The sequence below is a fragment of the uncultured Amnibacterium sp. genome (genome assembly GCF_964245895.1).
In the GTDB taxonomy this organism is placed as follows: domain Bacteria; phylum Actinomycetota; class Actinomycetes; order Actinomycetales; family Microbacteriaceae; genus Amnibacterium.
The window spans coordinates 32,711-55,392 of sequence record NZ_CAXTOQ010000005.1; the positions used below are offsets into that span (position 1 = coordinate 32,711).

General features: G+C 73.0%; 25 protein-coding genes. 16 read left to right on the top strand and 9 right to left on the bottom strand.

The genetic code is table 11. The annotated features are described in order from the left end of the window. Positions 1 to 3 precede the first annotated feature (3 nt). Positions 4 to 723, bottom strand: coding sequence for a GntR family transcriptional regulator (locus tag ACFE60_RS01775; protein ID WP_375387119.1), 720 nt, complete (start codon positions 721 to 723; stop codon positions 4 to 6). 123 nt (positions 724 to 846) lie between these two features. Here ACFE60_RS01775 and ACFE60_RS01780 point away from each other — a divergent pair, with 123 nt between their 5' ends. The 4 genes from ACFE60_RS01780 to ACFE60_RS01795 are packed head-to-tail and all read left to right on the top strand — an operon-like array spanning position 847 to position 5,957. Further along, entirely contained in the window at positions 847 to 3,186 is a 2,340-nt protein-coding gene (locus tag ACFE60_RS01780) for a pyruvate dehydrogenase (protein WP_375387120.1), read from the top strand. Positions 3,187 to 3,241: 55 nt separating this feature from the next. Continuing rightward, positions 3,242 to 4,321, top strand: a complete 1,080-nt coding sequence (locus ACFE60_RS01785; protein ID WP_375387121.1) for an amidohydrolase family protein — start codon at positions 3,242 to 3,244, stop codon at positions 4,319 to 4,321. Further along, positions 4,318 to 5,202 carry an SDR family oxidoreductase gene (locus ACFE60_RS01790; RefSeq protein WP_375387122.1) on the top strand — a complete coding sequence of 295 codons (885 nt, stop codon included), beginning with the start codon at positions 4,318 to 4,320 and terminating at the stop codon, positions 5,200 to 5,202. Before ACFE60_RS01785 ends, ACFE60_RS01790 begins: the two co-directional genes overlap by 4 nt. Further along, entirely contained in the window at positions 5,199 to 5,957 is a 759-nt protein-coding gene (locus ACFE60_RS01795) for an SDR family oxidoreductase (protein WP_375387123.1), read from the top strand. Before ACFE60_RS01790 ends, ACFE60_RS01795 begins: the two co-directional genes overlap by 4 nt. A gap of 45 nt (positions 5,958 to 6,002) precedes the next feature. On the opposite strand, the gene ACFE60_RS01800 is transcribed toward ACFE60_RS01795, so the two are convergent. Next, entirely contained in the window at positions 6,003 to 6,371 is a 369-nt protein-coding gene (locus ACFE60_RS01800; protein WP_375387124.1) for a VOC family protein, read from the bottom strand. 60 nt (positions 6,372 to 6,431) lie between these two features. Between ACFE60_RS01800 and ACFE60_RS01805 the strand changes: the two genes are divergently transcribed. Next, on the top strand, positions 6,432 to 6,887 hold the full coding sequence (locus ACFE60_RS01805; protein WP_375387125.1) for a MarR family winged helix-turn-helix transcriptional regulator: 456 nt from the start codon (positions 6,432 to 6,434) through the stop codon (positions 6,885 to 6,887). 40 nt (positions 6,888 to 6,927) lie between these two features. On the opposite strand, the gene ACFE60_RS01810 is transcribed toward ACFE60_RS01805, so the two are convergent. Beyond that, positions 6,928 to 7,293 carry a DoxX family protein gene (locus ACFE60_RS01810; protein ID WP_375387126.1) on the bottom strand — a complete coding sequence of 122 codons (366 nt, stop codon included), beginning with the start codon at positions 7,291 to 7,293 and terminating at the stop codon, positions 6,928 to 6,930. A gap of 108 nt (positions 7,294 to 7,401) precedes the next feature. Between ACFE60_RS01810 and ACFE60_RS01815 the strand changes: the two genes are divergently transcribed. The 4 genes from ACFE60_RS01815 (at position 7,402) to ACFE60_RS01830 (ending at position 10,350) form a co-directional block, all read left to right on the top strand. Further along, entirely contained in the window at positions 7,402 to 7,839 is a 438-nt protein-coding gene (locus ACFE60_RS01815) for a winged helix-turn-helix transcriptional regulator (RefSeq protein ID WP_375387127.1), read from the top strand. Between the two features lie 70 nt (positions 7,840 to 7,909). Further along, the gene (locus ACFE60_RS01820) at positions 7,910 to 8,932 is read left to right on the top strand and encodes a helix-turn-helix domain-containing protein (protein WP_375387128.1); all 1,023 of its coding nucleotides are present in this window, start codon (positions 7,910 to 7,912) and stop codon (positions 8,930 to 8,932) included. A 336-nt stretch (positions 8,933 to 9,268) separates the two neighbouring features. Then, positions 9,269 to 9,703, top strand: coding sequence for a VOC family protein (locus ACFE60_RS01825; protein ID WP_375387129.1), 435 nt, complete (start codon positions 9,269 to 9,271; stop codon positions 9,701 to 9,703). A 5-nt stretch (positions 9,704 to 9,708) separates the two neighbouring features. Continuing rightward, on the top strand, positions 9,709 to 10,350 hold the full coding sequence (locus tag ACFE60_RS01830) for a winged helix-turn-helix transcriptional regulator (RefSeq protein WP_375387130.1): 642 nt from the start codon (positions 9,709 to 9,711) through the stop codon (positions 10,348 to 10,350). 27 nt (positions 10,351 to 10,377) lie between these two features. Here ACFE60_RS01830 and ACFE60_RS01835 read toward each other — a convergent pair whose 3' ends face one another. Beyond that, the gene (locus tag ACFE60_RS01835; protein ID WP_375387131.1) at positions 10,378 to 11,010 is read right to left on the bottom strand and encodes a TetR/AcrR family transcriptional regulator; all 633 of its coding nucleotides are present in this window, start codon (positions 11,008 to 11,010) and stop codon (positions 10,378 to 10,380) included. 131 nt (positions 11,011 to 11,141) lie between these two features. Between ACFE60_RS01835 and ACFE60_RS01840 the strand changes: the two genes are divergently transcribed. Beyond that, entirely contained in the window at positions 11,142 to 11,585 is a 444-nt protein-coding gene (locus ACFE60_RS01840; protein ID WP_375387132.1) for a MarR family winged helix-turn-helix transcriptional regulator, read from the top strand. Positions 11,586 to 11,671: 86 nt separating this feature from the next. Further along, positions 11,672 to 13,105 carry an MATE family efflux transporter gene (locus ACFE60_RS01845; RefSeq protein ID WP_375387133.1) on the top strand — a complete coding sequence of 478 codons (1,434 nt, stop codon included), beginning with the start codon at positions 11,672 to 11,674 and terminating at the stop codon, positions 13,103 to 13,105. A 5-nt stretch (positions 13,106 to 13,110) separates the two neighbouring features. Here ACFE60_RS01845 and ACFE60_RS01850 read toward each other — a convergent pair whose 3' ends face one another. Further along, positions 13,111 to 13,782, bottom strand: a complete 672-nt coding sequence (locus ACFE60_RS01850; RefSeq protein ID WP_375387134.1) for a class I SAM-dependent methyltransferase — start codon at positions 13,780 to 13,782, stop codon at positions 13,111 to 13,113. A 77-nt stretch (positions 13,783 to 13,859) separates the two neighbouring features. On the opposite strand from ACFE60_RS01850, the gene ACFE60_RS01855 reads away from it, so the two are divergent. Then, positions 13,860 to 14,234: a VOC family protein gene (locus ACFE60_RS01855; RefSeq protein ID WP_375387135.1), complete on the top strand. Its 375-nt coding sequence runs from the start codon at positions 13,860 to 13,862 to the stop codon at positions 14,232 to 14,234. Between the two features lie 218 nt (positions 14,235 to 14,452). Beyond that, positions 14,453 to 14,818 (top strand): helix-turn-helix domain-containing protein, encoded by a 366-nt coding sequence (locus ACFE60_RS01860; protein WP_375387136.1) that lies wholly within the window; start codon positions 14,453 to 14,455, stop codon positions 14,816 to 14,818. A 51-nt stretch (positions 14,819 to 14,869) separates the two neighbouring features. Here ACFE60_RS01860 and ACFE60_RS01865 read toward each other — a convergent pair whose 3' ends face one another. From ACFE60_RS01865 to ACFE60_RS01875, 3 genes are all read right to left on the bottom strand, one after another. Then, positions 14,870 to 15,457 (bottom strand): ClpP family protease, encoded by a 588-nt coding sequence (locus tag ACFE60_RS01865; protein WP_375387137.1) that lies wholly within the window; start codon positions 15,455 to 15,457, stop codon positions 14,870 to 14,872. Beyond that, on the bottom strand, positions 15,454 to 16,077 hold the full coding sequence (locus ACFE60_RS01870; RefSeq protein ID WP_375387138.1) for a ClpP family protease: 624 nt from the start codon (positions 16,075 to 16,077) through the stop codon (positions 15,454 to 15,456). Before ACFE60_RS01870 ends, ACFE60_RS01865 begins: the two co-directional genes overlap by 4 nt. Before the next feature lie 83 nt (positions 16,078 to 16,160). Then, positions 16,161 to 16,862 carry a TetR/AcrR family transcriptional regulator gene (locus ACFE60_RS01875; protein ID WP_375387139.1) on the bottom strand — a complete coding sequence of 234 codons (702 nt, stop codon included), beginning with the start codon at positions 16,860 to 16,862 and terminating at the stop codon, positions 16,161 to 16,163. 87 nt (positions 16,863 to 16,949) lie between these two features. Here ACFE60_RS01875 and ACFE60_RS01880 point away from each other — a divergent pair, with 87 nt between their 5' ends. Further along, positions 16,950 to 17,810 carry an NAD(P)H-binding protein gene (locus ACFE60_RS01880; RefSeq protein WP_375387140.1) on the top strand — a complete coding sequence of 287 codons (861 nt, stop codon included), beginning with the start codon at positions 16,950 to 16,952 and terminating at the stop codon, positions 17,808 to 17,810. Between the two features lie 46 nt (positions 17,811 to 17,856). Next, the gene (locus ACFE60_RS01885) at positions 17,857 to 18,363 is read left to right on the top strand and encodes a GNAT family N-acetyltransferase (RefSeq protein WP_375387141.1); all 507 of its coding nucleotides are present in this window, start codon (positions 17,857 to 17,859) and stop codon (positions 18,361 to 18,363) included. A gap of 16 nt (positions 18,364 to 18,379) precedes the next feature. Here the strand turns inward: ACFE60_RS01885 and ACFE60_RS01890 are convergent, their stop codons facing one another. Then, positions 18,380 to 20,752, bottom strand: coding sequence for an ATP-binding cassette domain-containing protein (locus ACFE60_RS01890; protein WP_375387142.1), 2,373 nt, complete (start codon positions 20,750 to 20,752; stop codon positions 18,380 to 18,382). 598 nt (positions 20,753 to 21,350) lie between these two features. On the opposite strand from ACFE60_RS01890, the gene ACFE60_RS01895 reads away from it, so the two are divergent. After that, complete coding sequence (locus tag ACFE60_RS01895; protein WP_375387143.1) at positions 21,351 to 22,442, top strand: XdhC family protein; 1,092 nt, start codon at positions 21,351 to 21,353, stop codon at positions 22,440 to 22,442. Positions 22,443 to 22,682: the final 240 nt, after the last annotated feature.

Sequence of the window (22,682 nt, forward strand, 5' to 3'; positions counted from 1 at the left end):
GCGCTACTCGTCCGATCTCGGTTCCGCTGCGTGGCCGACGCGGTGCAGGATCGCCTCGATCCGATGGGCGATCTCGTGCTCGTTCGCTTCGAGATGCGCGGACAGCTCCGCCTCGAGCCCTCCGGCGTCGCCGGCGGCGGCGCGGTCGAGGAGTCGCTGGTGGCGTGCGTGCCGACGTTCCCGCTCGTCGTCGTCGACCACGATCGGGTCGAAGACGAGCAGGGTGTAGCGCTCGGCCGCGGTCCACAGCGTGTGCAGCAGCCGGAGGTCCCACGACGAGGCCGCGGGCGCGACGAGACCCTCGTGGAAGTCGTAGTGGCCCTGCCACGCGCGATCCGGATCCGAGTTCCGGCTCTCCTCCAGGTCGCGGGCCAGCCGATCGACCCACTCCGGCGTGCGCGATGCCGCCGAGCGCGCTGCGAGATCGGGTTCGATGCGTAGGCGCAGCCGGTAGATCGCGGTGAGATCCTCCGTGCTGAGCGGTGCGACGGCGGCGCTGCGCGCCTGCGTCAGCACGACCAGCCCCTGTCCTTCGAGCCGGCGCAGCGCCTCCCGGATCGGGATGTGGCTGACTCCCAGCTGCCGGGCGAGCTCGCGGATCGAGAACTGCTCCCCGGGCGGCAGGGCGCCGGTCAGCACGGCCCGGCGGATCTCGGCGGTCACGAGATCGACGGCCGAGATGTTGCGGTCCGCGATGGACCGCACCGCACCGGTCGTGGTCATCGGGCCTCCTGGTCGTCCGGCCGCAGCATCGCGCGCTCCGCGGCCGATGGTGTCACGGCAGCGGCTGGCCCACCTCGACCGGTGGTGCTATACCGTATAGCGAACGCGTCGAAGGAGACCGTGATGACCCTCACCGACCGGATCGGCTCGACCGGAGGGGCTGCGGCCGGCGACCCGCTCGCGCAGATCGAGGAACGGGTCCTCTGGCTCTCGGCGTCGATGGTGGATGCGGCCAACGCCCCGGACCGCCGGGACCCCGACGGCCTGAAGGTCGGCGGCCACCAGGCGTCGTCCGCGTCGATGGTCTCGATCATGACGGCGCTGTGGTTCACCGCGCTCCGGTCCGAGGACCGGGTCTCCGTCAAGCCGCACGCGTCGCCCGTCCTGCACGCCATCCACTTCCTGCTCGGCGAGCTCGAGCCGTCGCAGATGGGTTCGCTGCGCGCGTTCCACGGCCTGCAGAGCTACCCCAGCCGCTCGAAGGATCCGGACACCGTCGACTACTCGACCGGGTCGGTCGGCATCGGCGCGACCGCGCCGATCTGGGGGGCCATCGCCCGTCGGTACACGGCGGACCTCACCGGCGCGGAGCGGTCGCGGGGTCGGCAGTACTCGTTGGTCGGTGACGCCGAGCTGGACGAGGGGGCCGTCTGGGAGGCCCTGCTCGACCCCGCCGTCGCGGAGCTCGGTGAGCTGGTCTGGGTCGTCGACTTCAACCGGCAGTCGCTGGACCGGGTCGTGCCGAACATCTCGGCGACCCGCCTCCAGGGGATGTTCGCGGCCGCGGGGTGGCAGGTCATCACGCTGAAGTACGGCCACCTCCTCGAGGAGCTGTTCGCCCGGGAAGGCGGGTCCGCGCTCCGGCGCCGGATCGACACGATGACGAATCCCGAGTACCAGCGCCTGCTGCGGTGCACGCCCCAGCAGGTGCGCGATCGGCTCCCGGGCGAGGGGGAGGACGCGCCCGCGATCGCCGCCCTGCTCGGCGGGCTGTCGGACGCCGTGGTGCTGCGGACCATCAGCAACCTCGGCGGCCACGACCTCGCGGCCCTGCGGGACGCGTTCGATGCGATCGACGACACCCGCCCGACCGTGGTCTTCGCCTACACGATCAAGGGCCACGGCCTGCCGAGCGCCGGTCACCCGCAGAACCACGCCAACCTCCTCACCCCCGCGCAGATGGCGGAGCTGGCTTCCGCGCTCGGCATGCGGGTCGAAGCGCCCTGGCAGCGCTTCCCCGCGGGATCGGCGGAGGCGGACCTCTGCGCGACGGTCGGTGCTCGGCTGCGACGCGAGCCGGTCCGGCTCCACGCCCGGATGGCGGTGCCGAAGGACTTCGGGCACCGGATCGTGGGCCACAGCTCCACGCAGCAGGGTCTCGGCCGCTTCCTGCTCGACCTGACGAGGGAGTCGCCCGCGATCGCGCGGCGGGTCGTCACCGTCGCCCCGGACGTCGCATCCAGCACGAACCTCGGCGGCTGGCTCAACAAGGTCGGCGCGTGGTCGTCCAGCGAGCGGCAGAACTGGTTCTCCGACGACGCGGAGACGATCCTCCACTGGCGTGAGCGGCCGACCGGGCAGCACATCGAGCTGGGGATCGCGGAGGTCAACCTGGTCGGCCTGCTGGGGGAGCTCGGGGCGACGTGGAGCCGGTGGGGCGAACCGGTCTTCCCGATCGGCACCCTCTACGACCCGTTCGTCGGCCGCGCGCTGGAGCCCTGGTCGTTCGGCATCTACGGCGGTGGCCAGTCGATCCTCGTCGGCACGCCGTCCGGGGTGACCCTCGCGCCGGAGGGCGGCGCGCACCAGTCGATCATCACGCCGTCGATCGGTCTCGAGCAGCCCGGCTGCGTCGCCTTCGAGCCCGCCTTCACGCAGGACCTCGAGTGGTGCCTGCTCGACGCCGTCTCACGGCTCGGCCACGAGGGCGGTTCGTCCAGCTACTTCCGGCTCTCGACCCGCCGACTCGACCAGGCGCTCGCCGCAGTGCCGTCCGACGCGGTGGCGCGGGAGCGTCGTCGCGCCTCGGTCGTCGCCGGCGCGTACGCGATCCGCCGCGCCGAACGGCCCGCCGTCACGCTCGTCGGCATGGGTGCTCTGATGCCCGAGGTGCTGGAGGCCGGCGACCATCTGGCCGCCCTCGGCATCGGTGCGGACGTGGTCTGCGTCACGAGCGCCGACCGCCTCCACCGGGCGACGAGGGCACGACGTGGTCGTGGGGACGGCGATCCGTCGGTCCTCGAGTCGGTGTTCCCGGCGGATCGCGCCGCACCGATGGTGACCGTGCTGGACGGCCACCCGCACACGCTGTCCTTCCTCGCCACCGTGAACCGGGTACGGAGCGTCGACCTCGGCGTGACGGAGTTCGGGCAGACCGGCACGATCCAGGACGCCTACCGCGAGCACGGCATCGACGAGGCATCCATCGTGCGGGCGGCGCTCGACCTGTCCGGGGCAGCATGACGATCGAGCGAGCAGGGCGGTCCACCCGGGCCGCCGGATGCGGGCGGGAGCAGCGATGACGGAGATCTTCACCGGGGTCCGGGTGTTCGACGGCGACCGCCTCCTCGACGGCCGATGGGACGTGGCGACGGACGGGTCGATCATCGCGGCCGTCGAGCGGGCCGGCTCGCCGATCCCCGAGGGGGCGGCGACGATCGACGGGTCGGGCGCAACCCTGCTGCCCGGACTCATCGACGCGCATGTGCACCTGCGCGGGCCGGACGACCTGCTCGCCCTCGGGCGCTGGGGCGTGACGACCGCGCTCGACATGGGCAGCTGGTCGACGATCATCGGCGACCTGCGTCGCGCCGGCTCGACGGACGTCCGGGGCACCGGCGCCGCCGCGATGGGTCCGGGCAACCCGCTCGGACGGCAGCCCGGGCGCCCGGGCGACAGCATCGTGGCGGACGCGGAGGCGGGACGCCGATTCGTCGCGGCCCGGGTGTCGGAGGGCGTCGACTTCATCAAGGTCATCGTCGATCCGCCGGGGCGAGGGGGGCTGGAGACCGACGCGATCGGTGCGATCGTCACGGCCGCGCATGCAGCTGGCCGGCTCGTCGTCGCCCACGCGTCGAACACCGACGCGGTCCGGATGGCCCAGGACGCGGGGGTGGACGTCCTGACGCACGCGCCGCTCGACGCCGATCTCGACGCCGCCGGCGTCGACGAGGTGCTGCGGTCCGGACGGACGGTGGTCCCGACGCTGGTCATGATGGAGGGGGTCGCGGCCAACGTGCCCGTGCCCGGCCTCGACTACGCACATGCTCGGGCGAGCGTCACGGCCCTGCACGCCGCCGGGGTCCCGATCGTGCTCGGCACCGACGCGAACCAGGCGCCCGGCGTGCCCGCGAACGTGCCGTACGGCGAGGGCGTCCATCGCGAGCTCGAGCTGCTCGTCGAAGCCGGCCTGACCCCTGCGGAGGCGCTGCACGCGGCGACCGGCGCCGCCGCCGACCGGTTCGGCCTGCCCGACCGGGGCCGCATCGCCGTCGGCCTGCGTGCGGACCTCGTGCTCGTCGAGGGCGATCCGGCCGGCTCGATCACCGCCTCCCGCGCGATCCGCGAGGTGCGCCTGTCGGGCCGGGCCGCCGGGTGACGACCGTCCTGGTCACCGCCGCAGCCGGCAACCAGGGCCGGTTGCTGGTGCCGAAGCTGCTCGCCGCCGGGTTCATGGTGCGGGCCTGCGTGCGGTCCGCGGCGTCCCCCGATCGTCTCCGCGCGCTCGGCGTCGACGACGTCGTGACCGGGGACGTCTCGGATGCCGCAGTCGCGGCGCGTGCCGTCACCGGCGTCGACGCGGTCTACCACGTCGGCCCGACCCTCCACCCGCGGGAGCGCGAGATGGGGCTCGTCCTCGTCGATGCCGCCCGCGCCGCCGGCGTCGGGCACCTCGTGTTCAGCTCCGTGCTGCACTCGATCGTCACGGACCTGGTGCAGCACGAGATCAAGCGGGATGTGGAGGAGCACCTGCTCGCATCCGACCTCGAGTTCACGATCCTGCAGCCGTCGAACTACATGCTGCCGCTCAAGCTGCAGCCGGCGTTCGAGCGCGACGTGTTCGAGCTCTCCTGGTCGCTCGACCGCAGGCAGTCGCTCGTCGATCTCGGCGACGTGACCGACGTCGCCGTGCAGGTGCTGTCGGACCCGGCTCGGCACCGCGGCGCCACCTACGAGCTCGTCGCTCCTGGGCGGTACACCGCGCACGACCTCGGGGAGATCATCGCGCGAGTGGTGGGGCGCCCGATCGCGGTGCGCGAGATCGACGCGGACACCTACCTCCGCGCCTGGGTCGGCGACCGGGATCCCGCGCAGCTCCCGCACGAGGCCCGGGTGCTGCGCGCCATCAGCGCGCGATACAGCGCGCACGACTTCGTCGGCAACCCCAACGTGCTGACCTGGTTGCTCGGCCGCGAACCGACCGGCTTCGAGGCGTACGTGCGGCGGCAGTGGGCCGAGTACCGGCTGGAGCACCGATGAGGACGACCGGCAGCACCATCCTGCTGACCGGGGGCGGCAGCGGCATCGGGCGGGCGCTCGCCGAGCGGTTCCATGCCCGCGGCGACACGGTGATCGTCGCGGGTCGCCGAGCCGACGTGCTCGCCGAGGTCGTCGCGGCCAACCCGGGCATGGACTCCGTCCTGCTCGACGTCGCCGATCCGGCCAGCATCACGCGAGCGGCAGCGGAGGTGCTCGACCGGCATCCCGGCCTCGACGTGCTGATCAGCAACGCCGGGATCATGTTCGGCGACGACCCGGCGGCACCCGTCGACGACGAGGCGCTCGAACGGATCGTGGCCACCAACCTGCTCGGCCCGATCCGGACGATCTCGGCCTTCATCGAGCATCTCCGGGCGACACCGGACGCGACGATCATCACCGTGTCGTCGATGCTCGGCTACGCGCCACTCGCGTCGTCCTCGCTGTACTCGGCGACCAAGGCCGCGCTCCACTCCTACACGTTGTCCTTGCGGTACCGCCTCGCCGGATCGGGGGTGGAGGTGATCGAGATGGCGCCGCCCTTCACCAGGACCGGCCTGATGGACGTCAACCTGACCGACCCGCGGGCGATGCCGCTCGACGAGTTCGTCGAGGAGACCATGGCGGCCCTCGACGCAGGCGAGCCGGAGGCCTACGTGACCCGGGCGAAGCAGCGCAGGGACGCGCAGCGCTCCGACGACATCCTCTGGACCGCGCAGCTGAACGACGCGATGGGGTTCTCCGCGAAGGGGTGACGCCGCTCGCCGCGGCTCGATTCCCGACGACGACGCCGCCCCGGTTCAAGCCCGGTCGTGGAGGGTGATCCGGTAGCCGTCCGGGTCCGCGAAGGTGAAGGTGCGGCCGAACGGGCCGTCGACGGGAGCCGACACGATGGTCGCTCCGGCGGCGACCAGGGCGTCGTGGATCGCCTGCACGTCGTCGCCGTGCAGCCAGACGGCCGCGCCGACCCCAGGATGCGGGGCCGCGTCGAGATCGACCCCGGGAACCAGGTCGCGGAGCGCGAACGCGATCGGCCGGGTCTCGAAGACCACCGCGTGCGGCGGGCCGGCGTGCGACCGGACGAGCCCGAGGTGCTGCTCGTAGAAGGCCGCCGAGCGCTCGAGGTCGCGGGTCTGCAGCGAGATGAAGTCGGGTCCGGTGACCGGCATGATGGCACTCCGTTCCATGTCAGAAGATTGACATGTCTGACTCTATGTCAGACTCCTGACATGAGTGGAACCGATGCCGGAATCGATCTGGAGACATCGATCGGGTACCTGCTCAAGGAGGCCTCCACCGCCCTCCGCGGAGCGATGGAGGCCGTGCTGAAGCCCATGGGCATGACCGTGACGCACTACTCCTGCCTCGAGCTGCTCGCGCAGCGTCCTGGCCTGTCGAGCTCGGCGCTCGCGCGCGGCGCGTTCGTGACCCGGCAATCGATGAACGTGCTGCTGCAGTCCCTCGAGCGCGACGGCGCCGTGACGCGGCCGACCGCCGCGCCGGTCGGCAGGGTGCTGCCGGTGCGGCTCACGGAATCGGGTCGACGCGATCTCGCCCGCGCGAGTGCCGCCGTGGCAGTCGTCGAGCGGCGCATGCTCTCGGCGCTGACTGCGGAGGATCAGGACGAGGCGCGCCGGATCATGAGAGGGCTCGTGGTCGCCCTTGCCCCGCCGCTCGGTGCCTAGCCCCGCCGGCCGACACCGCAGGTCCCGTCGCCCGCTCCCCTCACAGCAGGACGACTATGCCGAGGATCGCGCTCGCCAGCGCGAGCGCGGCGAGGACCAGCGGTGGTACCGGCGTCTCCTGCCGGCGGAGGTGGACGACCGCCGCGCCGATCATCAGGATCGCGAGCGCGAACCCGGCAGCCGGCGCGAGCGCGGGCGCGATGCGGGTCGCGAGCGGCAGGACGAGACCGAGCGCTCCCAGCACCTCCGCCGCCGCGATCAGCTTGATGACCGGCGGCGTGTAGTCCGCCGCCCAGCCCATGCCGCCGGCGACCAGCGCCTCACGCGGTCGCGCGAGCTTCATTCCGCCCGCAGCGAGGAAGGCGAGGGCGGCGACGGCGCTGACGATCCAGAGGGCGATGAGCACAGGGGTCCTTCCGAGGTGGTCACTTCTTGTGACCGACCACATGATGTGTCACCGTGGACCCCGTCGGCAAGGAGGCACATCGGTGTGCCCGGAGGGGGGATGAACCGGATGCCATGGTCCGCGGACGCCCGCGCGAAGTCGGGCTACGAGTCGCGGTGCCGCGGCCACGACGAGGACGGCGCCGCGATCCGCACCCTGCTCGACCGCATCGGCGACAAGTGGTCCCTGCTCGTGATCGTGACCCTGCGCGAGGGCACGCTGCGCTTCAGCGAGCTGCGCCGGCACATCCCCGGGGTGTCCCAGCGCATGCTGACCCTGACGCTGCGGCACCTCGAGCGCGACGGCCTGCTGAGCAGGGTCGTCCATGCCGAGGTGCCCCCGCGGGTCGAGTACACCCTGACCGGCCTCGGGCACACCCTCCTCGAGCCCGCGGCGGCGCTCGCGGACTGGGCCGTCGCCAACCACGGCACGATCGAGTCCGCTCGCGCCTCCTTCGACGCCCGCACGGCGACGGGGATCGAGGTGCAGCGCGCCCCCGCTCCCTGATAACCGGCTCCCAGCCGAAGTCCCTTATGGTTCCGCGACGCCGGTCGCACGAGTCGAGGGGGATCCGGGCATGGCAGGTTCCGTCACGCGTTTCCAGGCACGCACCTCCGACCTGGACGAGGGCGTCGCCGTCACCCGCGCCGCGTTCGGCGACGGGGTCGACATGGCGCCGCCCGAGCGCGGTGCCACCGACGTCGCCGTCCGGCGCCTCGAGGCCCAGGGGCTGCGCTCGATCCGCTGGCGCGCGGCCGGTGCCGGGACCGGCAGCCGGGACGGACGTCACGACTGCCGCCGCATGCTGCTCGCCAGCACGCTGCTGCGGGGCGGGCTGGTCTTCCACACCGACGACGAGCGATCCGTCGACACGTCCAGGCCGTTCCTCCACCCGGAGCTGCTCGACTGCGATCTCGACGCGCCCGATCTCGCGTCCCTCGCGGTGCCGGAGGAGCTGCTCGTCGCCCGCGCGAGGGCGATGACCGGGGACGACGCGTTCCAGCTGCGGTTCCGGAGCGCTGCGCCCAGCACACCGACCCTCGACCGGGTGTGGCGCAACACCATGGTCTACGCGGAGCGGACGCTGACCGAGCTGGTCGACGAGCCCGATGCCGATCTGGCCGCCACGGGCCTCGTGGACCTGGTCGTCACGCAGCTGCTGCACGTGTTCCCGAACTCCGCCCTGGAGGTGGAGGACGAGCGCGCCGCGGGACCGGCGACGGCGAACGCCGCGGTGCGCCGCGCGCTGCGGTTCATCGACGAGAACCTGCAGCGGCCGTTCTCGGCCGTCGAGCTCGCCGGGTCGAGCGGTCTGAGCCTCCGCGGGCTGCACGCGGCGTTCCTGCGCGAGCTGGAGACGACCCCGATGCGGTTCGTGCGCGACACCCGCCTGATGGCGGCGCGCGCCGAGCTGCGGGAGGCCGGCGACGCCCCGATCGACGTCCGGCGGCTCGCGATCAGGTGGGGGTTCCCCAGCGAGGCCTCGTTCGCGCGGCGCTACCGCGCCGTGTTCGCGGAGGCGCCGGACGCGACGCGCCGGCTCGGGTCCTCAGATCGCGACGAGCCCGCAGCCCGGGCAGCGCAGGACCACCATGCCTGAGTCGAGCGCGTAGGGGTCCATCCGCGCGTCGCACCGCTGGCAGTCCGGCTCGATGAAGGCGAAGCCGTCGTCGGCGTCCTCATCGTTCTCGCACACGTGGTGCACCCTACGAAGATCAGTGCAGAGGATGGTGCGAGGGGTGCACGTACGTACGCAATCCTGAACGCGTGGGCTGCGCGCACGCGGCGGACGGTGGAGCGCGGCTCATCGCGACGGCGTGATTCGGGACGGCGCCGGATCGCTCGCGCGCGTCTCGGTCCAAATCGCTCTTGACGAGGAACTTGCTTTTTGCAAGTGTGGACGACGTCCACATCCGGACCGACCGAGGGAAGCACGATGACTTCGATGTTCGTCAACCTGCCGGTGACCGACCTGGAGCGCTCGAAGGCGTTCTACACGGCACTTGGCTTCACCATCAACCCGCTCTTCAGCGACCACAACGCGGCGTGCGTGGTGGTCGAGGAGGACCACAGCTACTTCATGATCCTGGTCCGGGACTACTTCCAGACCATGACCGAGCTGCCGATCGGCGACCCGGCCGTGAGCCCCGCCTCCGCCACGGCGATCTTCCTCGACAGCCGCGAGCAGGTCGACGCCGCGGCGGCGGCCGGCCTCGCTGCCGGAGGCGCGGAGCCCGGCCAGGCGCAGGACTTCGGCTTCATGTACCAGCGCGGCCTCACCGACCCGGACGGCAACGTCGTCGACTTCGGCTGGATGGACCCGGTCGCCGCGGCGCAGGGGCCGGAGGCGGCGCTGAAGCAGCAGGGCTGAGGTCGGTGGCCGCGCGCGAGTACGGGCAGTACTCGGCCGTCACGAGGGCGATGGAGCTCGTCGGCGAGCGCTGGGCGCTGCTGATCGTCCGCGACCTGCTGGTCGGGCCGCGGCGGTACAGCGAGCTCGCCGAGGGGCTGCCGCGCATCCCGAGCAACATCCTCACGTCGCGGCTCAAGGAGCTGCAGGCGGCCGGCGTGCTGCGCCGGGCGCCGCGGTCCCGGGTCATCGTGTACGAGCTGACGCCGTACGGCCGCGAGCTCGAGCCGGTCGTGCTGGCGCTCGGCGCGTGGGGCTTCAAGGCCCTGGGCGACGCGCGCGAGGAGCAGGTGATCACGCCCGACTCGATGACGATGGACCTGCGCACCGCGTTCCGGCCCGAGGTCGCGGCCGGCCTGCCGACGACCGCGTACGCGGCGCGGCTGGGCGCGGCGGAGCTGCTGATCCGGGTGGACGGCCCGGCGCTCGAGGTGGTGCGCGGGGACGGTCTCGTCGACCTCGCGTTCGCCGCGGGCCCCGACATCCGCCGGCTCATCTCGGGCGAGCTCGCTGCCGATCGCGCGATCGCGACGGGGGTCGTGGAGGTGCTGCGCGGGCGCGGCGACCTGCTCGGCCGCTTCGCCAGCACCTTCCACCTCGCCGCGTGAGCAGCCGGCCCACCCCGGCTCGAGCGGTCAGATGTCCCACACGTGGGGCGTCTCGTCGTGCGCCCAGCCGTCCCGGAACCGGGTGACCGCGCGATCGAAGGATGCGACGACGTCCATCGTCGGACGCAGCATCGACTGCAGCTGCAGGCCCTCGTAGATCGCGATCAGCTGCTCGGCGGCGTCCGCGGGCTCCATCGACGGCGACTCGCGGCCGATCCCGACGTCGTGCGTCAGCGTGCGCTGCACGTGCGCGTGGAACTGCCCCCACTGCCGCTGCAGCGCCGGTGCGAGGGGGTGGCCGGGGGTCGCAGCGAGGTCGACCATCGCGGTCAGCAGCCGCATCAGCGCCGGGTCGGCGAGGTTCGCGGTGAGCATGGCCCGCAGGAACGCGACCGCGCCGGCCTGCTCGGCGACGGGCAGCAGCGGACCCGTGCGCTCGGCGTTCCAGGCCCGAACGGTCACGATGACCAGGTCGTTCAGCGTCGGGTGCAGCGCCTGCACCGCGCGGAGCTCGAGCCCGGCTGCCGCGGCGACGCCCTGCAGCGTCACCTCGTTGAACGCCTGCTGGCGGAAGCACCGGATCGCCGCCCGCAGGACGTCCATCCTCGTGGCGTCGAGGTCGGGCGTCGCCGCTCTCAGGGCGAGTTCGGGCGCGGTCATGCTCACGCCGGAGAGTCTCGTGAGCGCGCACTCTCACCGCGACCCTCAGTCCGCGGGGTACCGAGCCGGAGTCAGCGCTGCACACGGTTGAGTACTTGACGATCAGCCACTTGATGATTAAAGTCTTGAGCATGACCGGATCCGACGCGCAGCGCGCGAGCAGCATCGACCTGATGCGCTGGGCGACCTGGGCCGCCGGCAAGGCGGGCGAGGACTGGATCCGCGAGCGCGAGCTCACGCACCAGCAGGCCTTCACCCTCGGCTACCTCGTCCGGTTCCCCGGGTCGATCCAGCGGGACATCGCCGACACGACCAGGACGACGCCCGCGAACGTCTCGCTGCTGCTGCAGGGTCTCGAGCGCCGCGGCCTCGTCGAGCGCCGGACCGAACCCGGCGACGAGCGCAGCAAGCGCGTCCACGCCACTCCCGCGGGCGAGGAGGTCATCGCCGGCTGGGAGGTCGCCATGCGCGAGGCGACCGACTCGATCCTCGCGCCCCTCGCAGCGGAGGAGCGCGAGACGCTCCACGCGCTGCTCGTGAAGCTCTCCGACGGGCTGCCCCCGCTCACGCGCTAGCCGCACGCCGGCGCGACGCGCGCCCTCTTCTCGCCGCGCCGGCGATCGTCGGCGCGTGCTCCCACCTGCCCGGAAGGAAGTCCACCATGTCCATCAGCCCCGCATCCGAGCCCGCTGTCGGCACCGACCGCTGGTACCTCTCCGCCGCCCCGCTCGTCCGCGCGCTCGTGCACCTGTGCGTGCCGATGGCGGCAGCGATGATCGTGAGCGCCGTCTACAACGTCGTCAACGCCGGATTCATCGGCTCGCTGCACGACACGGCGCTGCTCGCCGCCGTCACGTTCGGCTCGCCGCTGCTCGGGCTCGTCATGGCGGTCGGCGGCGTGTTCGGCGTCGGCGGCGGCGCGATGATCTCCCGCCTGCTCGGCGCGTCCGAGAAGGACCCGTCGCAGGCCGGCGCGATCAAGGGCGTCGCGTCGTTCGCCCTCTGGGGCTCCGTGACCGTCGGCGCGGTGCTCGGCGGCATCGGCCTGCTGCTGCTGCGGCCGCTCGTCGTGCTGCTCGGCGCGAACGGCCCGGCCCTGCAGGCGACCACCGCGTTCGTCGCCGTGACCCTCGGCTTCGTGCCGGTGCTCGCTGCCGCGTTCTGCCTCGAGCAGCTGGTGCGGGCGGGCGGTGCCGCGCGGCAGGCGATGATCGGGCTGATCGCGTCCACCGTCGCGAACCTCGTGCTCGACGTCCTGTTCATCCTCGTGCTTCCGTGGGGCGTCGCGGGAGCGGCGCTCGCCACCGGCCTGGCGAACCTCATCACGGTCGTCTACTTCGTCGTCGTCCTGCAGCGCACCAGCGAGCACGTCAGCCTGTCGCCCCGGTGGTTCACCGTGGCGCCTCCGATCGTGCGGCCCGTGCTCGGCGTCGGTGCGGGGGAGCTGCTGCAGTCCGCCTTCCTGATCGTCACGTCGCTGGTGCTGAACAACCTCGCTGCCGGGTACGGCGACGGCCCGCTGGCGGCGATGGGCGTCGCCGTCAGGATCGCCCAGGTCCCGGAGTTCTTGATCATGGGCGTGACGCTCGGGGTGCTGCCGCTGCTCGCGTACGCGTTCGGCAAGGGCGACCGGCATCGGCTCGTCTCGGCGGTCCGCGCCGCCGCCGTCGCCGTCGGCGGCATCGCCGCGGTCTTCTCGGTCACGGTCTTCGTGCTCCGCGATCAGGTGCTCGGCCTCTTCATCACCGATCCCGCCGTCCTCGGGATCGGCGTGACGATCATCACGGCGCAGCTGGTGGCGATGATCGCGAACGGCTTCACCGGCCTGCTCACGTCGCTGCTCCAGGCGACCGGCCGGGTGCTGCCGTCGATCGTGCTGTCGATGGCGCAGGGCGTGCTGCTCGTCCCGATCGTGGTCCTCGGGAACCTGTGGTTCGGACTGGCCGGGATCATCTGGGCGCTCACGGTCACCGAGGCCCTGGTGCTCGTCGTCGCCGGCGTGATGGTCCTCGCGTCCCGCAGCGCGATCGATCGCGGCCTCGCGGAGGGCAGCACGGAGCGCGCGGAGGAGGTGCTCGAGGCTCCTGCGGGCTGAGGCGGTCAGCCGGTCGGCGCATCCCGGCGCACGGCGTCCCACGGGACGTCCCCGGCCCGCACCTGCACGTGCCCGGCCCAGAAGGTCCATCGGCGGTCGCGCTCGAGGTCCTCCTCCACCGCCCGCCACGGTCGGGCGTCCAGGTCGCCGAGGCCGACCGCGGAGATCCAGCGCGACCAGGCGGCGATCGCCGGCCTCCCCGGCACCGGCCGCCCGATGTCCGCCACGGCGACGCGGGCGCCGGGGCGGGCCGCGGCGAGGGCCGTCCGCCAGGCCCTGCGCCAGTCGGGGATGAGCGAGAGGGTGTTCACGGCCAGCACGGCGTCGACCGGGATCTCGCCGGGCGGCAGCACCGTCCGCGCGCGGGTCAGGTCGGCCAGGACCGGGCGGATGCGGGGCCAGCCGGCGCGGGGCCGGCCGAGCAGGTCGCGCCCGCGCCTCCGGCTTCGGCGCAGCATGACGGCGCTGTCGTCGACCGCGATGATCGTGCCCTGCTCGCCGATCGCGGCGGCGATGAGCGGCAGGTCGAGCCCGGTACCGGCGCCGACCACCAGCACGCGGTCGCCCGGCGCGAGGCGGAGGGACTCGACCGCCGCGACCCGACCTGGCCGGTACAGGGGGCGCTCGCCCGAGAAGACGTCGTAGAGCACGGCGGTCACGACCCCGTAGCGGCGCATGCGCTCATCCTGGCCCCGGACCGGAGGATCCGCCGCAGCTGCTCGCGCAGAGCGCTCGCCGGGTGTTCACTGCGACGATGAGCACTCCGGAGAGCGTCATCGTCACCGTCGCGCTGGCCGTGTCCGACCAGGACCGCGCGCTCGAGTTCTACCGCGGGGTGCTGGGGTTCGAGGTGCGGCGGGACGTGCCGATGGGCCCGGGCTCGAGGTGGATCGAGGTCGCGCCGCCCGGCTCGCCGGTCACGGTCGCGCTCGTCGCCGAGGGGAGCGGTGTCCCGCTCGGCATCCGCATCGCGACGCCGCACATCGACCTGACGCGCGAGGCCCTGCAGCGGGCGGAGATCGACGTCGACGACGCGGTGATCCGCACCGCGTTCGCGCCCGCGATGTTCGCGCTGCGCGATCCGGACGGCAACCCCGTTGTCGTGCTGGAGGCGCAGGAGGAGTCCTGAGCACGACGGCAGGAAGAATCCGGTTCGGCAGGAAGAGATCGGCCGGATCCTCCTGCTGAAGCGAGTGCTTCCTGCCGTCGTGCTCGGGAATTCCTGCCGTCGTGCTCGGGGCCTCCGGCGGCGGCGGCTCCGGGTCGGACGCTGCGAGCGGCGGTCAGCCGTTCTGCTGTGAGCGGAGGGACCTGGGGGCGCCTGCGCCGTCCGTCCTAGCATCGCGCATGGCCGAAACCGCTTCCCCGTCCCGCCTCCGGCTCGCCGGGGCCCCGTCCCGCCCCGAGCCCGCTGCGAGCGGCATGGAGCCGCTGTGGCGGCACATGCTCGGCGACCGCCTCCGCGCGGTGCGGCACGATCGCGGCGAGACGCTGGGGGAGACGGCGGCGCGCGCCGGGGTGTCGCCGCAGTACCTCTCGGAGATGGAGCGCGGCGCGAAGGAGCCCTCCAGCGAGATGATCGCCGCCGTGGCGGGCGCGCTGGAGACGACGCTGCTGGATCTGACGGTCGCGGTCGCGGACGGCCTCCGCGAGGCCCGGGCCGCGGCGACGTCCGGCGCGGTCTGCCGGGTCGGGCTGGCGCTCGCGGCGTAGCCCGCGCCTCCCTCCCGCGCGCGACGGCGCCCGGGAGGGGTGCGCTCGCCCTCAGCGGCGCTCGATGACCTGGTCGATCAGGCCGTACTGGCGAGCGGCGGCCGCGGTGAAGATGCGGTCGTGGTCGGTGTCGGCCCGCAGCCGCTCCACGGCCTGCCCGGTGTGCCGGGAGAGCACCGCCTCCAGGTCCGCACGGATGCGCACGACCTCGTCCGCCTGCAGGATCAGGTCCGGGATCGTGCCGCGGCCCTGCGCCGCCGGCTGGTGCAGCACCACCCGGGTGTGCGGCAGGGCCGACCGCTTCCCCTCCGCACCCGCGGCGAGCAGCACCGCGCCGACGGCGACCGCCTGGCCCACGCACGTCGTCGCGACGGGGGAGCGGATGTAGCGCATCGTGTCGTAGACGGCGAGCATCGCGCTCGGGTCGCCGCCCTCGCAGTTGATGTACAGCTGGATGTCCCGCTCCTGGTCGTTGCCCTCCAGGTGCAGCAGCTGCGCGATCAGGGCGTTGGCCACCCCGGAGTCGATGCCGGTGCCGAGGTACACGATGCGCTGGTCGAGCAGGTGGGAGTAGACGTCCATGATCCGCTCGCCGCGGGAGTCGCGGGCGATCACGTTCGGGATCGTGTAGCCGCTCATCGCGCGACCGCCATCGGGCCGAAGCCGGCGCGCTCGCGGTCCGGAGGCACGACGTCGTCGAACCGGTCCACGATCGCGTCGATGAACCCGTAGTCCTTCGCCTGCTGGGCGGTGTACCACCGGTCGTGCAGGGAGTCCTTGAACACCCGGTCCAGAGGCTGCCCGGTGTCCTCCGCGATGAGCGCCAGCACCGTGTCCCGGGTGTGCCGCAGGTCGTCGGCCTGCAGCTCGATGTCGACGGCGGTGCCGCCGATGCCGGCGGAGCCCTGGTGCATCAGGATCCGCGCGTGCGGCAGCGCCCGCCGCTTCCCGGGGGCGCCGGAGGAGAGTAGGAACTGCCCCGCGCTGCACGCCAGCCCGACGGCCAGCGTCGCCACGTCGCACGGCACGATCCGCATCACGTCGCGGATCGCGAGCATCGACGGCACGGAGCCGCCGGGGGAGTGGATCCACAGCGCGATGTCGCTGATCGGGTCCTCGGCCGCGAGCGCGAGCATGGACGTGGCGAGCAGGGTGCCGTTGTCGTCGTCGAGCGGTCCGTCGAGCACCAGCACGCGCCGCTCGTGCAGCTGCCGCCTGGCTCGGTCGTCGAACATCGGGGGTCTGGGGGAATCGGCCATGCGTCCACCGTCGCGTCCCGTGGCGGCGTCCGGTCCGCCTACGGCCCACGGCAGCGCTGCTGTGGGCGGCGGCCGTGCTGGGATCAGGCGTTCGTGATGCGGTCGAGCCAGTCCGCGAGCAGCGAACGCTCCGCCGGGGTCAGCGCCGCGAGGTCGTCGAGGGAGGCGCGGAGCGCGACGGCAGCCGACTCCGGACCGGTCGTCGAGGCAGGGGCGTCGGTCAGGATCGCGGCGCACACCGCTTGCCAGGCGGTCTCGGGCAATGCGGTGTCCCGCGCCGCGTCCGGCTGCTCGATCTGCTGGAGGACGATCCCGGTGCCCGTCGCGCCGATCAGCTCGACCGCCCGACGCTCGGTCACGCGGAGGCGGCCGTCCTGCGCGACGCGGCGCACCCTGGCGCGAAGCACCTCGGTGCCGCTCGCCAGGATCTCGCGGGCCCTCGGGGTACGCAGCCCGGTGTGCATGAGACGGAAGAGTGCGGGGTTCGCCAGGCCGAATCCGACGTGCAGGTTCCAGCCGTCGTGGAGGCCGTCGACGGGGTCGCCGGCCTCCTCGACGTGCTTCTCGCCGACATAGTTCGCGAACCCGTGCTCGGCTACCGCGGCGAGCAGCCCCTCCTTGTCGCCGAACAGCCGGTAGATCGTGGGCGCCTGCACGCCTGCGGCGAGAGCGACCGACCGCGTGGTCACCGCCTCGGCGCCGCCGTCGGCGAGCAGGCGGGCGGCGACGGCGACGAGCTGCGCGCGGGTCCGGTCGCGGCTGGACGCGGCGACGGGCTCGATCACGCTATCGATGCTAACGGATCGGTGCGAACGGTGGGTTTCCTCTGCTACCGTCCCTCTTGAATCATCGATAACAGAACGAGGCGTCCCATGATCGTCATCACCGGAGCGACCGGCGCCTTGAACGGCGCCACGGTCGAGCACCTGCTGGGGCTCGTACCCGCCGACCGCGTCGCCGTCAGCGTCCGCGACGTCGGCAGGGCGCAGCACCTGGCCGACCGCGGCGTCCGCGTCCGGCGCGGGTCGTACGACGACCCGGCAGCCCTCCTCCACTCGTTCGAGGGCGCCGAGCAGGTGCTGCTGGTCTCCTCGAGCGACCCTCGCGCTGACGGCCCCGCCCTGCACCTGGTGGGCGTCGAAGCGGCCGTGGCGGCGGGGGCGCAGCGGATCCTCTACACGAGCCATCAGAACGCGAAGCCCGACACCGCGTTCGGACCGGGTCGGGACCACGCCGAGACCGAGGCGCTCCTCGCGCAGTCGGGTGTCGCGTGGACCTCGTTCCGCAACGGCTTCTACGCCCACAGCATCGACTGGATGCTCGGCCCGTGGCAGTCGGCGGGCGCCATCGCGACTCCCGCCGACGGCCCGGTGTCGTGGACTGACCGGTCCGAGCAGGCGGAGGCGGCCGCCGTCGTCCTCTCCCGGCCGGGCGGCTTCGACGGCCCGATCACGCTCACCGCGTCCGCGGCGCCGGACTTCACGGAGATCGCGGCGATCGCGGCCGGGCTCACCGGTCGGCCGATCGAGCGCGTGGTGCTGGACGACGAGGACTGGGTGGCCGCGCAGATCGCCTCCGGTGCACCGGAGGCGCAGTCACGCTTCACGCTCGGGTTCTTCCAGGCGGCCAGGCGCGGCGACTTCGCCGGCGTCGATCCGCTGCTGCGCGAGCTGCTGGACCGCGAGCCCCGCGGCGTCAGCGACCTGCTCGCCGAGCGGGTGTCCGCCGCCTGAGGGTCCGCCGAGCCCCCGCGGAGCCGACCGGGGGAACGATGGGCGCGTGATCACGCTTCCGGAGCGGCCGCACCTCGTGCCGCCGACCGTCGACGTCCGGATCTCCTACCTCACCGGCGAGCAGGCGGACATGCGGGTCCGCGGCGAGGACACCGCCTGGCTCGGCCCCGCGAGCCTCGACTTCGCCGCGTTCGTCGCCGACCGGGTCGGGGTGCGGGAGCGCTGGGGCGTGCCCTCGACGCTGCTCTGGTACGTGTCGGGTCCCCACTACCTCGGCACCCTGGTGGTGCGGCACCGGCTGCTGCCGGAGGAGGCCGGCGGGCACATCGGCTACCACGTCGTGCATCCCTGGCAGCACCAGGGGCACGCGACGCGGATGCTCGCGGAGGGACGGCTGCGCGCGGCGGAGCTCGGGATCGACCGCGCGCTGCTGACGGTCGCGCCGGTCAACCGGTGGTCGAGGCACGTCGTGCTCGCGAACGGCGGCGCTTCGGACGGCCGCAACCCGGACGGCGAGGACCGCTTCCTCCTCCCCACCGTCGGGGATCGGTGACTCTGCCCGGAGGCGCTCAGCCGCCCACGTACGCGGCGAGGTGCTCGCCGGTGAGGGTGCCGCGCGCGGCGACGAGGTCGGCGGGGGTCCCCTCGAAGACGACGGTCCCGCCGTCGTGGCCGGCGCCCGGGCCGAGGTCGATGAGCCAGTCCGCGTGCGCCATGACGGCCTGGTGGTGCTCGATCACGATCACCGACCTGCCGCCGTCGACCAGCCGGTCGAGCAGGCGCAGCAGCTGGTCGACGTCGGCGAGGTGCAGCCCCGTCGTCGGCTCGTCGAGCACGAGCACCCCGCCGGGCTCGCCGAGGTGGGTGGCCAGCTTCAGGCGCTGGCGCTCGCCGCCGGAGAGCGTGGTGAGCGGCTGACCGATCGTGAGGTAGCCGAGCCCGACGTCGCCGAGCCGGGCGAGCACGGTGTGCGCGGCAGGCACCTTCGCGTCGGTGCGGAAGAACGCCTCCGCCTCCGCGACGGCCATGCCGAGCACCTCGCTGATGTCCCGGCCGCCCAGCCGGTACTCGAGCACGGAGTCGGCGAAGCGCTTGCCGCCGCACACCTCGCAGGTGGTCGAGACGCCGGCCATCATGCCGAGGTCGGTGTAGACGACGCCGGTGCCGTTGCAGCTCGGGCACGCGCCCGCCGAGTTCGCGCTGAACAGGGCCGGCTTGACCTTGTTGGCCTTCGCGAACGCGGTGCGGATCGGATCGAGCAGCCCGGTGTAGGTGGCGGGGTTGCTGCGGCGCGACCCTCGGATCGGTGCCTGGTCGATGGTGACGACGCCCTCGCGCCCGGAGACCGACCCGCCGATCAGCGAGCTCTTGCCCGAACCCGCGACCCCGGTGATCGCCACGAGCACGCCGAGCGGGATGTCCACGTCGACGCCCCGCAGGTTGTGCGACCGAGCGCCCCGCACCGGTAGGACGCCGGTCGGGCTCCGCACCGCCGCCTTCAGCGCCGCGCGGTCGTCGAAGTGCGCGCCGGTGACGGTGCCGCTGCGCCGCAGCTCGTCGACCGAGCCCTCGAAGCAGACGGAGCCGCCCGCCGCGCCGGCCCCGGGGCCGAGGTCGACCACGTGGTCCGCGATCGCGATCGCCTCCGGCTTGTGCTCGACGACCAGCACGGTGTTGCCCTTGTCGCGCAGCGCGAGCAGCAGCCCGTTCATCCGCTGCACGTCGTGCGGGTGCAGCCCCGTGGTCGGCTCGTCGAACACGTACGTGACGTCGGTCAGCGACGAGCCGAGGTGGCGGATCATCTTCACCCGCTGCGCTTCGCCGCCGGAGAGCGTGCCCGACGAGCGGTCGAGGGAGAGGTAGCCGAGGCCGATCTCCTCGAAGGAGTCGAGCAGCTGCTGCAGCGACTCGAGCAGCGGCGCCACCGACGCCTCCTCCAGCCCGCGCACCCAGGCCGCCAGGTCGCTGACCTGCATCGCGCAGGCGTCCGTGATGCTGACGCCGGCGATCCGGGAGGAGCGCGCCGCCGCGGACCGGCGCGTGCCGTCGCACTCCGGGCAGGCCGCGAAGGTCGCCGCCCGGTCGACGAACGCCCGGATGTGCGGCTGCAGCGCGTCGCGGCTCTTCGAGAAGAAGGACTTCTGCACCTTCGGGATCAGTCCCTCGAAGGTGAGGTTCATGGTCTCGAAGCGCACCTTCGTCGGTTCCCGGTGCAGGAAGTCCTGCCGCTCCTGCGCCGTGAAGTCGCGGATCGGCGTGTTCGGGTCGAAGAAGCCGGATTCCGCGAAGACGCGGACCATCCAGCCGTCGGCGGTGTACCCGGGCACGGTGATGGCGCCCTCGTGGATCGACTTCGACTCGTCGAACAGCTGCGTCAGGTCGATGTCCGAGACCGTGCCGCGGCCCTCGCACCTCGGGCACATGCCGCCCACCTGGGCGAACGAGCGCTCCACCGTCTCGCCGTCCCCGCGGGCGACGGTCATCGCGCCGGACCCGGTGACCGAGGGGATGTTGAACGAGAACGCCTGCGGCGACCCGATGGCGGGCTCGCCGAGGCGGCTGAACAGGATGCGCAGCATGGCGTCGGCGTCGGTCGCGGTGCCGACGGTCGACCGGACGTCGCCGCCCATCCGCTGCTGGTCGACGATGATCGCGGTGGTCAGCCCGTCCAGGACGTCGACGTCGGGCCGGGCGAGCGAGGGCATGAAGCCCTGCACGAACGCGCTGTAGGTCTCGTTGATCAGCCGCTGCGACTCGGCGGCGATGGTGCCGAACACGAGCGAGCTCTTGCCGGAGCCGGACACGCCCGTGAACACGGTCAGCCGGCGCTTCGGGATCTCGATCCGGACGTCCTTCAGGTTGTGCTCCCGCGCTCCGTGCACGCGGATCACGTCGTGCGTGTCGGCGACGTGCGCCGGATCCGGGGTGCCGGCTGCGGTCATCTGGCGTCCTCCCGTCGGGGGGATCAACGGTATCGGGACGGCGCGGGATATGTGCCCCGCACTGGGGACCGAATTCCGGCTGCAATTCGAGAAGCGGGCGATTATGCTGCTGGCTATCGGGCTTCTTCCTCGCTGGGGGGCAGGAATCGAGGCCTGAGTCGCTACGGAGACGCCGCGACGGCCGATCGGGGGGTCGGCCGTTCGCGGCGTTTCTCGTCTGCCCGTCTCGAGGGCTCCGCGCGGGGACGGGGAGCCCTCTGTTCCGCGTGGGGGCGCGGGACCGGGGAGGAGCGGTGCTCGTCAGCCGTTCGGGTGCGTTCCGACTCGGGCTGGGTCCAGGGTCGTACGGCACGGCGGTCGAGCCGGTGCTTCATGGGTGTTCGGTATTCGGTCTGCGACGGGTATCGCATTCTCGCGACCGGTATCGCGATGGAATGACTGTAGCAGCCATGCGGACAGACAGATCGGTCTGTCCGCATCCATTCCGTCCCCAGTAGAGGGGGATGGGAATGCGTTGTCGAATTCGAGGAGATCCGATATGGATTCCCGATCCGCGCCACGACACGCGCCCGAAACGCGGCGCCGCAAGGATGGGCGGATGCTGGAGCTCGCGGACCGCCTGCTGCCGCTGGTCGCGGCCGGGGAGCCGCTGGCGGTCGCGACGGCGATCGACGTGCTCGGCAGCGCGCCGCACGGCGCCGGCACCTCCATGGCCGTCACCCGCTCCGGCGCGGTGCTGGGGTCCGTGTCCGGCGGGTGCGTCGAGGAGGCCGCGCTGCGGGAGTGCCTCGGGCTGCTGCGCGGCGGCAGGGCGCGCGTCCGCCGGTTCGGCTTCGGCGACGCGGCCGCACTGCACGCCGGGCTCGCATGCGGCGGCGAGCTCGACGTGCTGGTCCACCCGCTCGGGGGTCCTGCGGTGGAGGCGCAGCTTCGCGTGGCGGCCGCCGGAGAGCCCGCCGCGCTCGCCGTCGTGACGTCGGGTCCCGCGAGGGTGCTGGGGCGGGCCGTGACCGCGCGCACCGTCGACGAGCTGTCAGCCCTGGTCCCGGGGCTCTCGGCCGCACGCCTCCGGTCCGCGCTCGAGGGAGCGCAGGACGCGGCCCGGCCCGGGCTGGTCGAGGTGGCCTGCGATCCGGTCGCGATCCGGCTGCTCGTCGACGTCGCGGCTCCCGCGCCGCGCATGGTCATCGGCGGAGCGACCGAGACGGCGGTCGCGCTCGCGGCAGCAGCCACCGCGGTCGGGTTCCGCGTGACGGTCTGCGATCCGCGCGCCGCGTTCGCGCAGCGCGACCGGTTCCCCTCCGCGGCCGCCGTGCACGTCGGCCGGGTGCACGAGCTGGTCGCGGCCGCCCGCCTCACCTCCCGGGATGCGGTCTGCCTGCTCGGCCACGACGAGGACCTCGATCCCCTCGCTCTCGCGGCGGCGCTCGAGTCGCCCGCCGGGTACGTGGGCGCCCTCGGGTCGAGGAGCACGGCGCAGCGGCGCCGGCAGCGGCTCGCGGTGCTCGGCACCGCCCCGGAGGCGATCGCCCGGCTGCGCATGCCGATGGGGCTCGATCTCGGGTCGCGCACGCCGGCCGAGATCGCGGTGTCCGTGCTGGCGGAGGTGCTCGCCGTCCGGGCCAGCGGTGACGCGACGCCCCTGCGGTCCGGGGCCGGCCCGATCCACCGGACGACCGCGGCCGTCTGACCCGCCGCGGCAGCAGGCCGCGGCGACGCGGCTGCCCGAGCCGGGACCGCGACCGGAACGGTAGGGTGACGGCATGCTCGAAGCGACCCCGCTGATCTACGGCGTGCTCGCGCTGCTGACGGCCGGCTTCGGCGTCGGGATGCTGGTCTGGCAGACCGGTGCGACGCAGAACGCGCTGACCACCCGGCGGGGCATGCTGGTCGGCGGGGTGCTGCTGATCCTCGGCGGGATGGTGGGCGT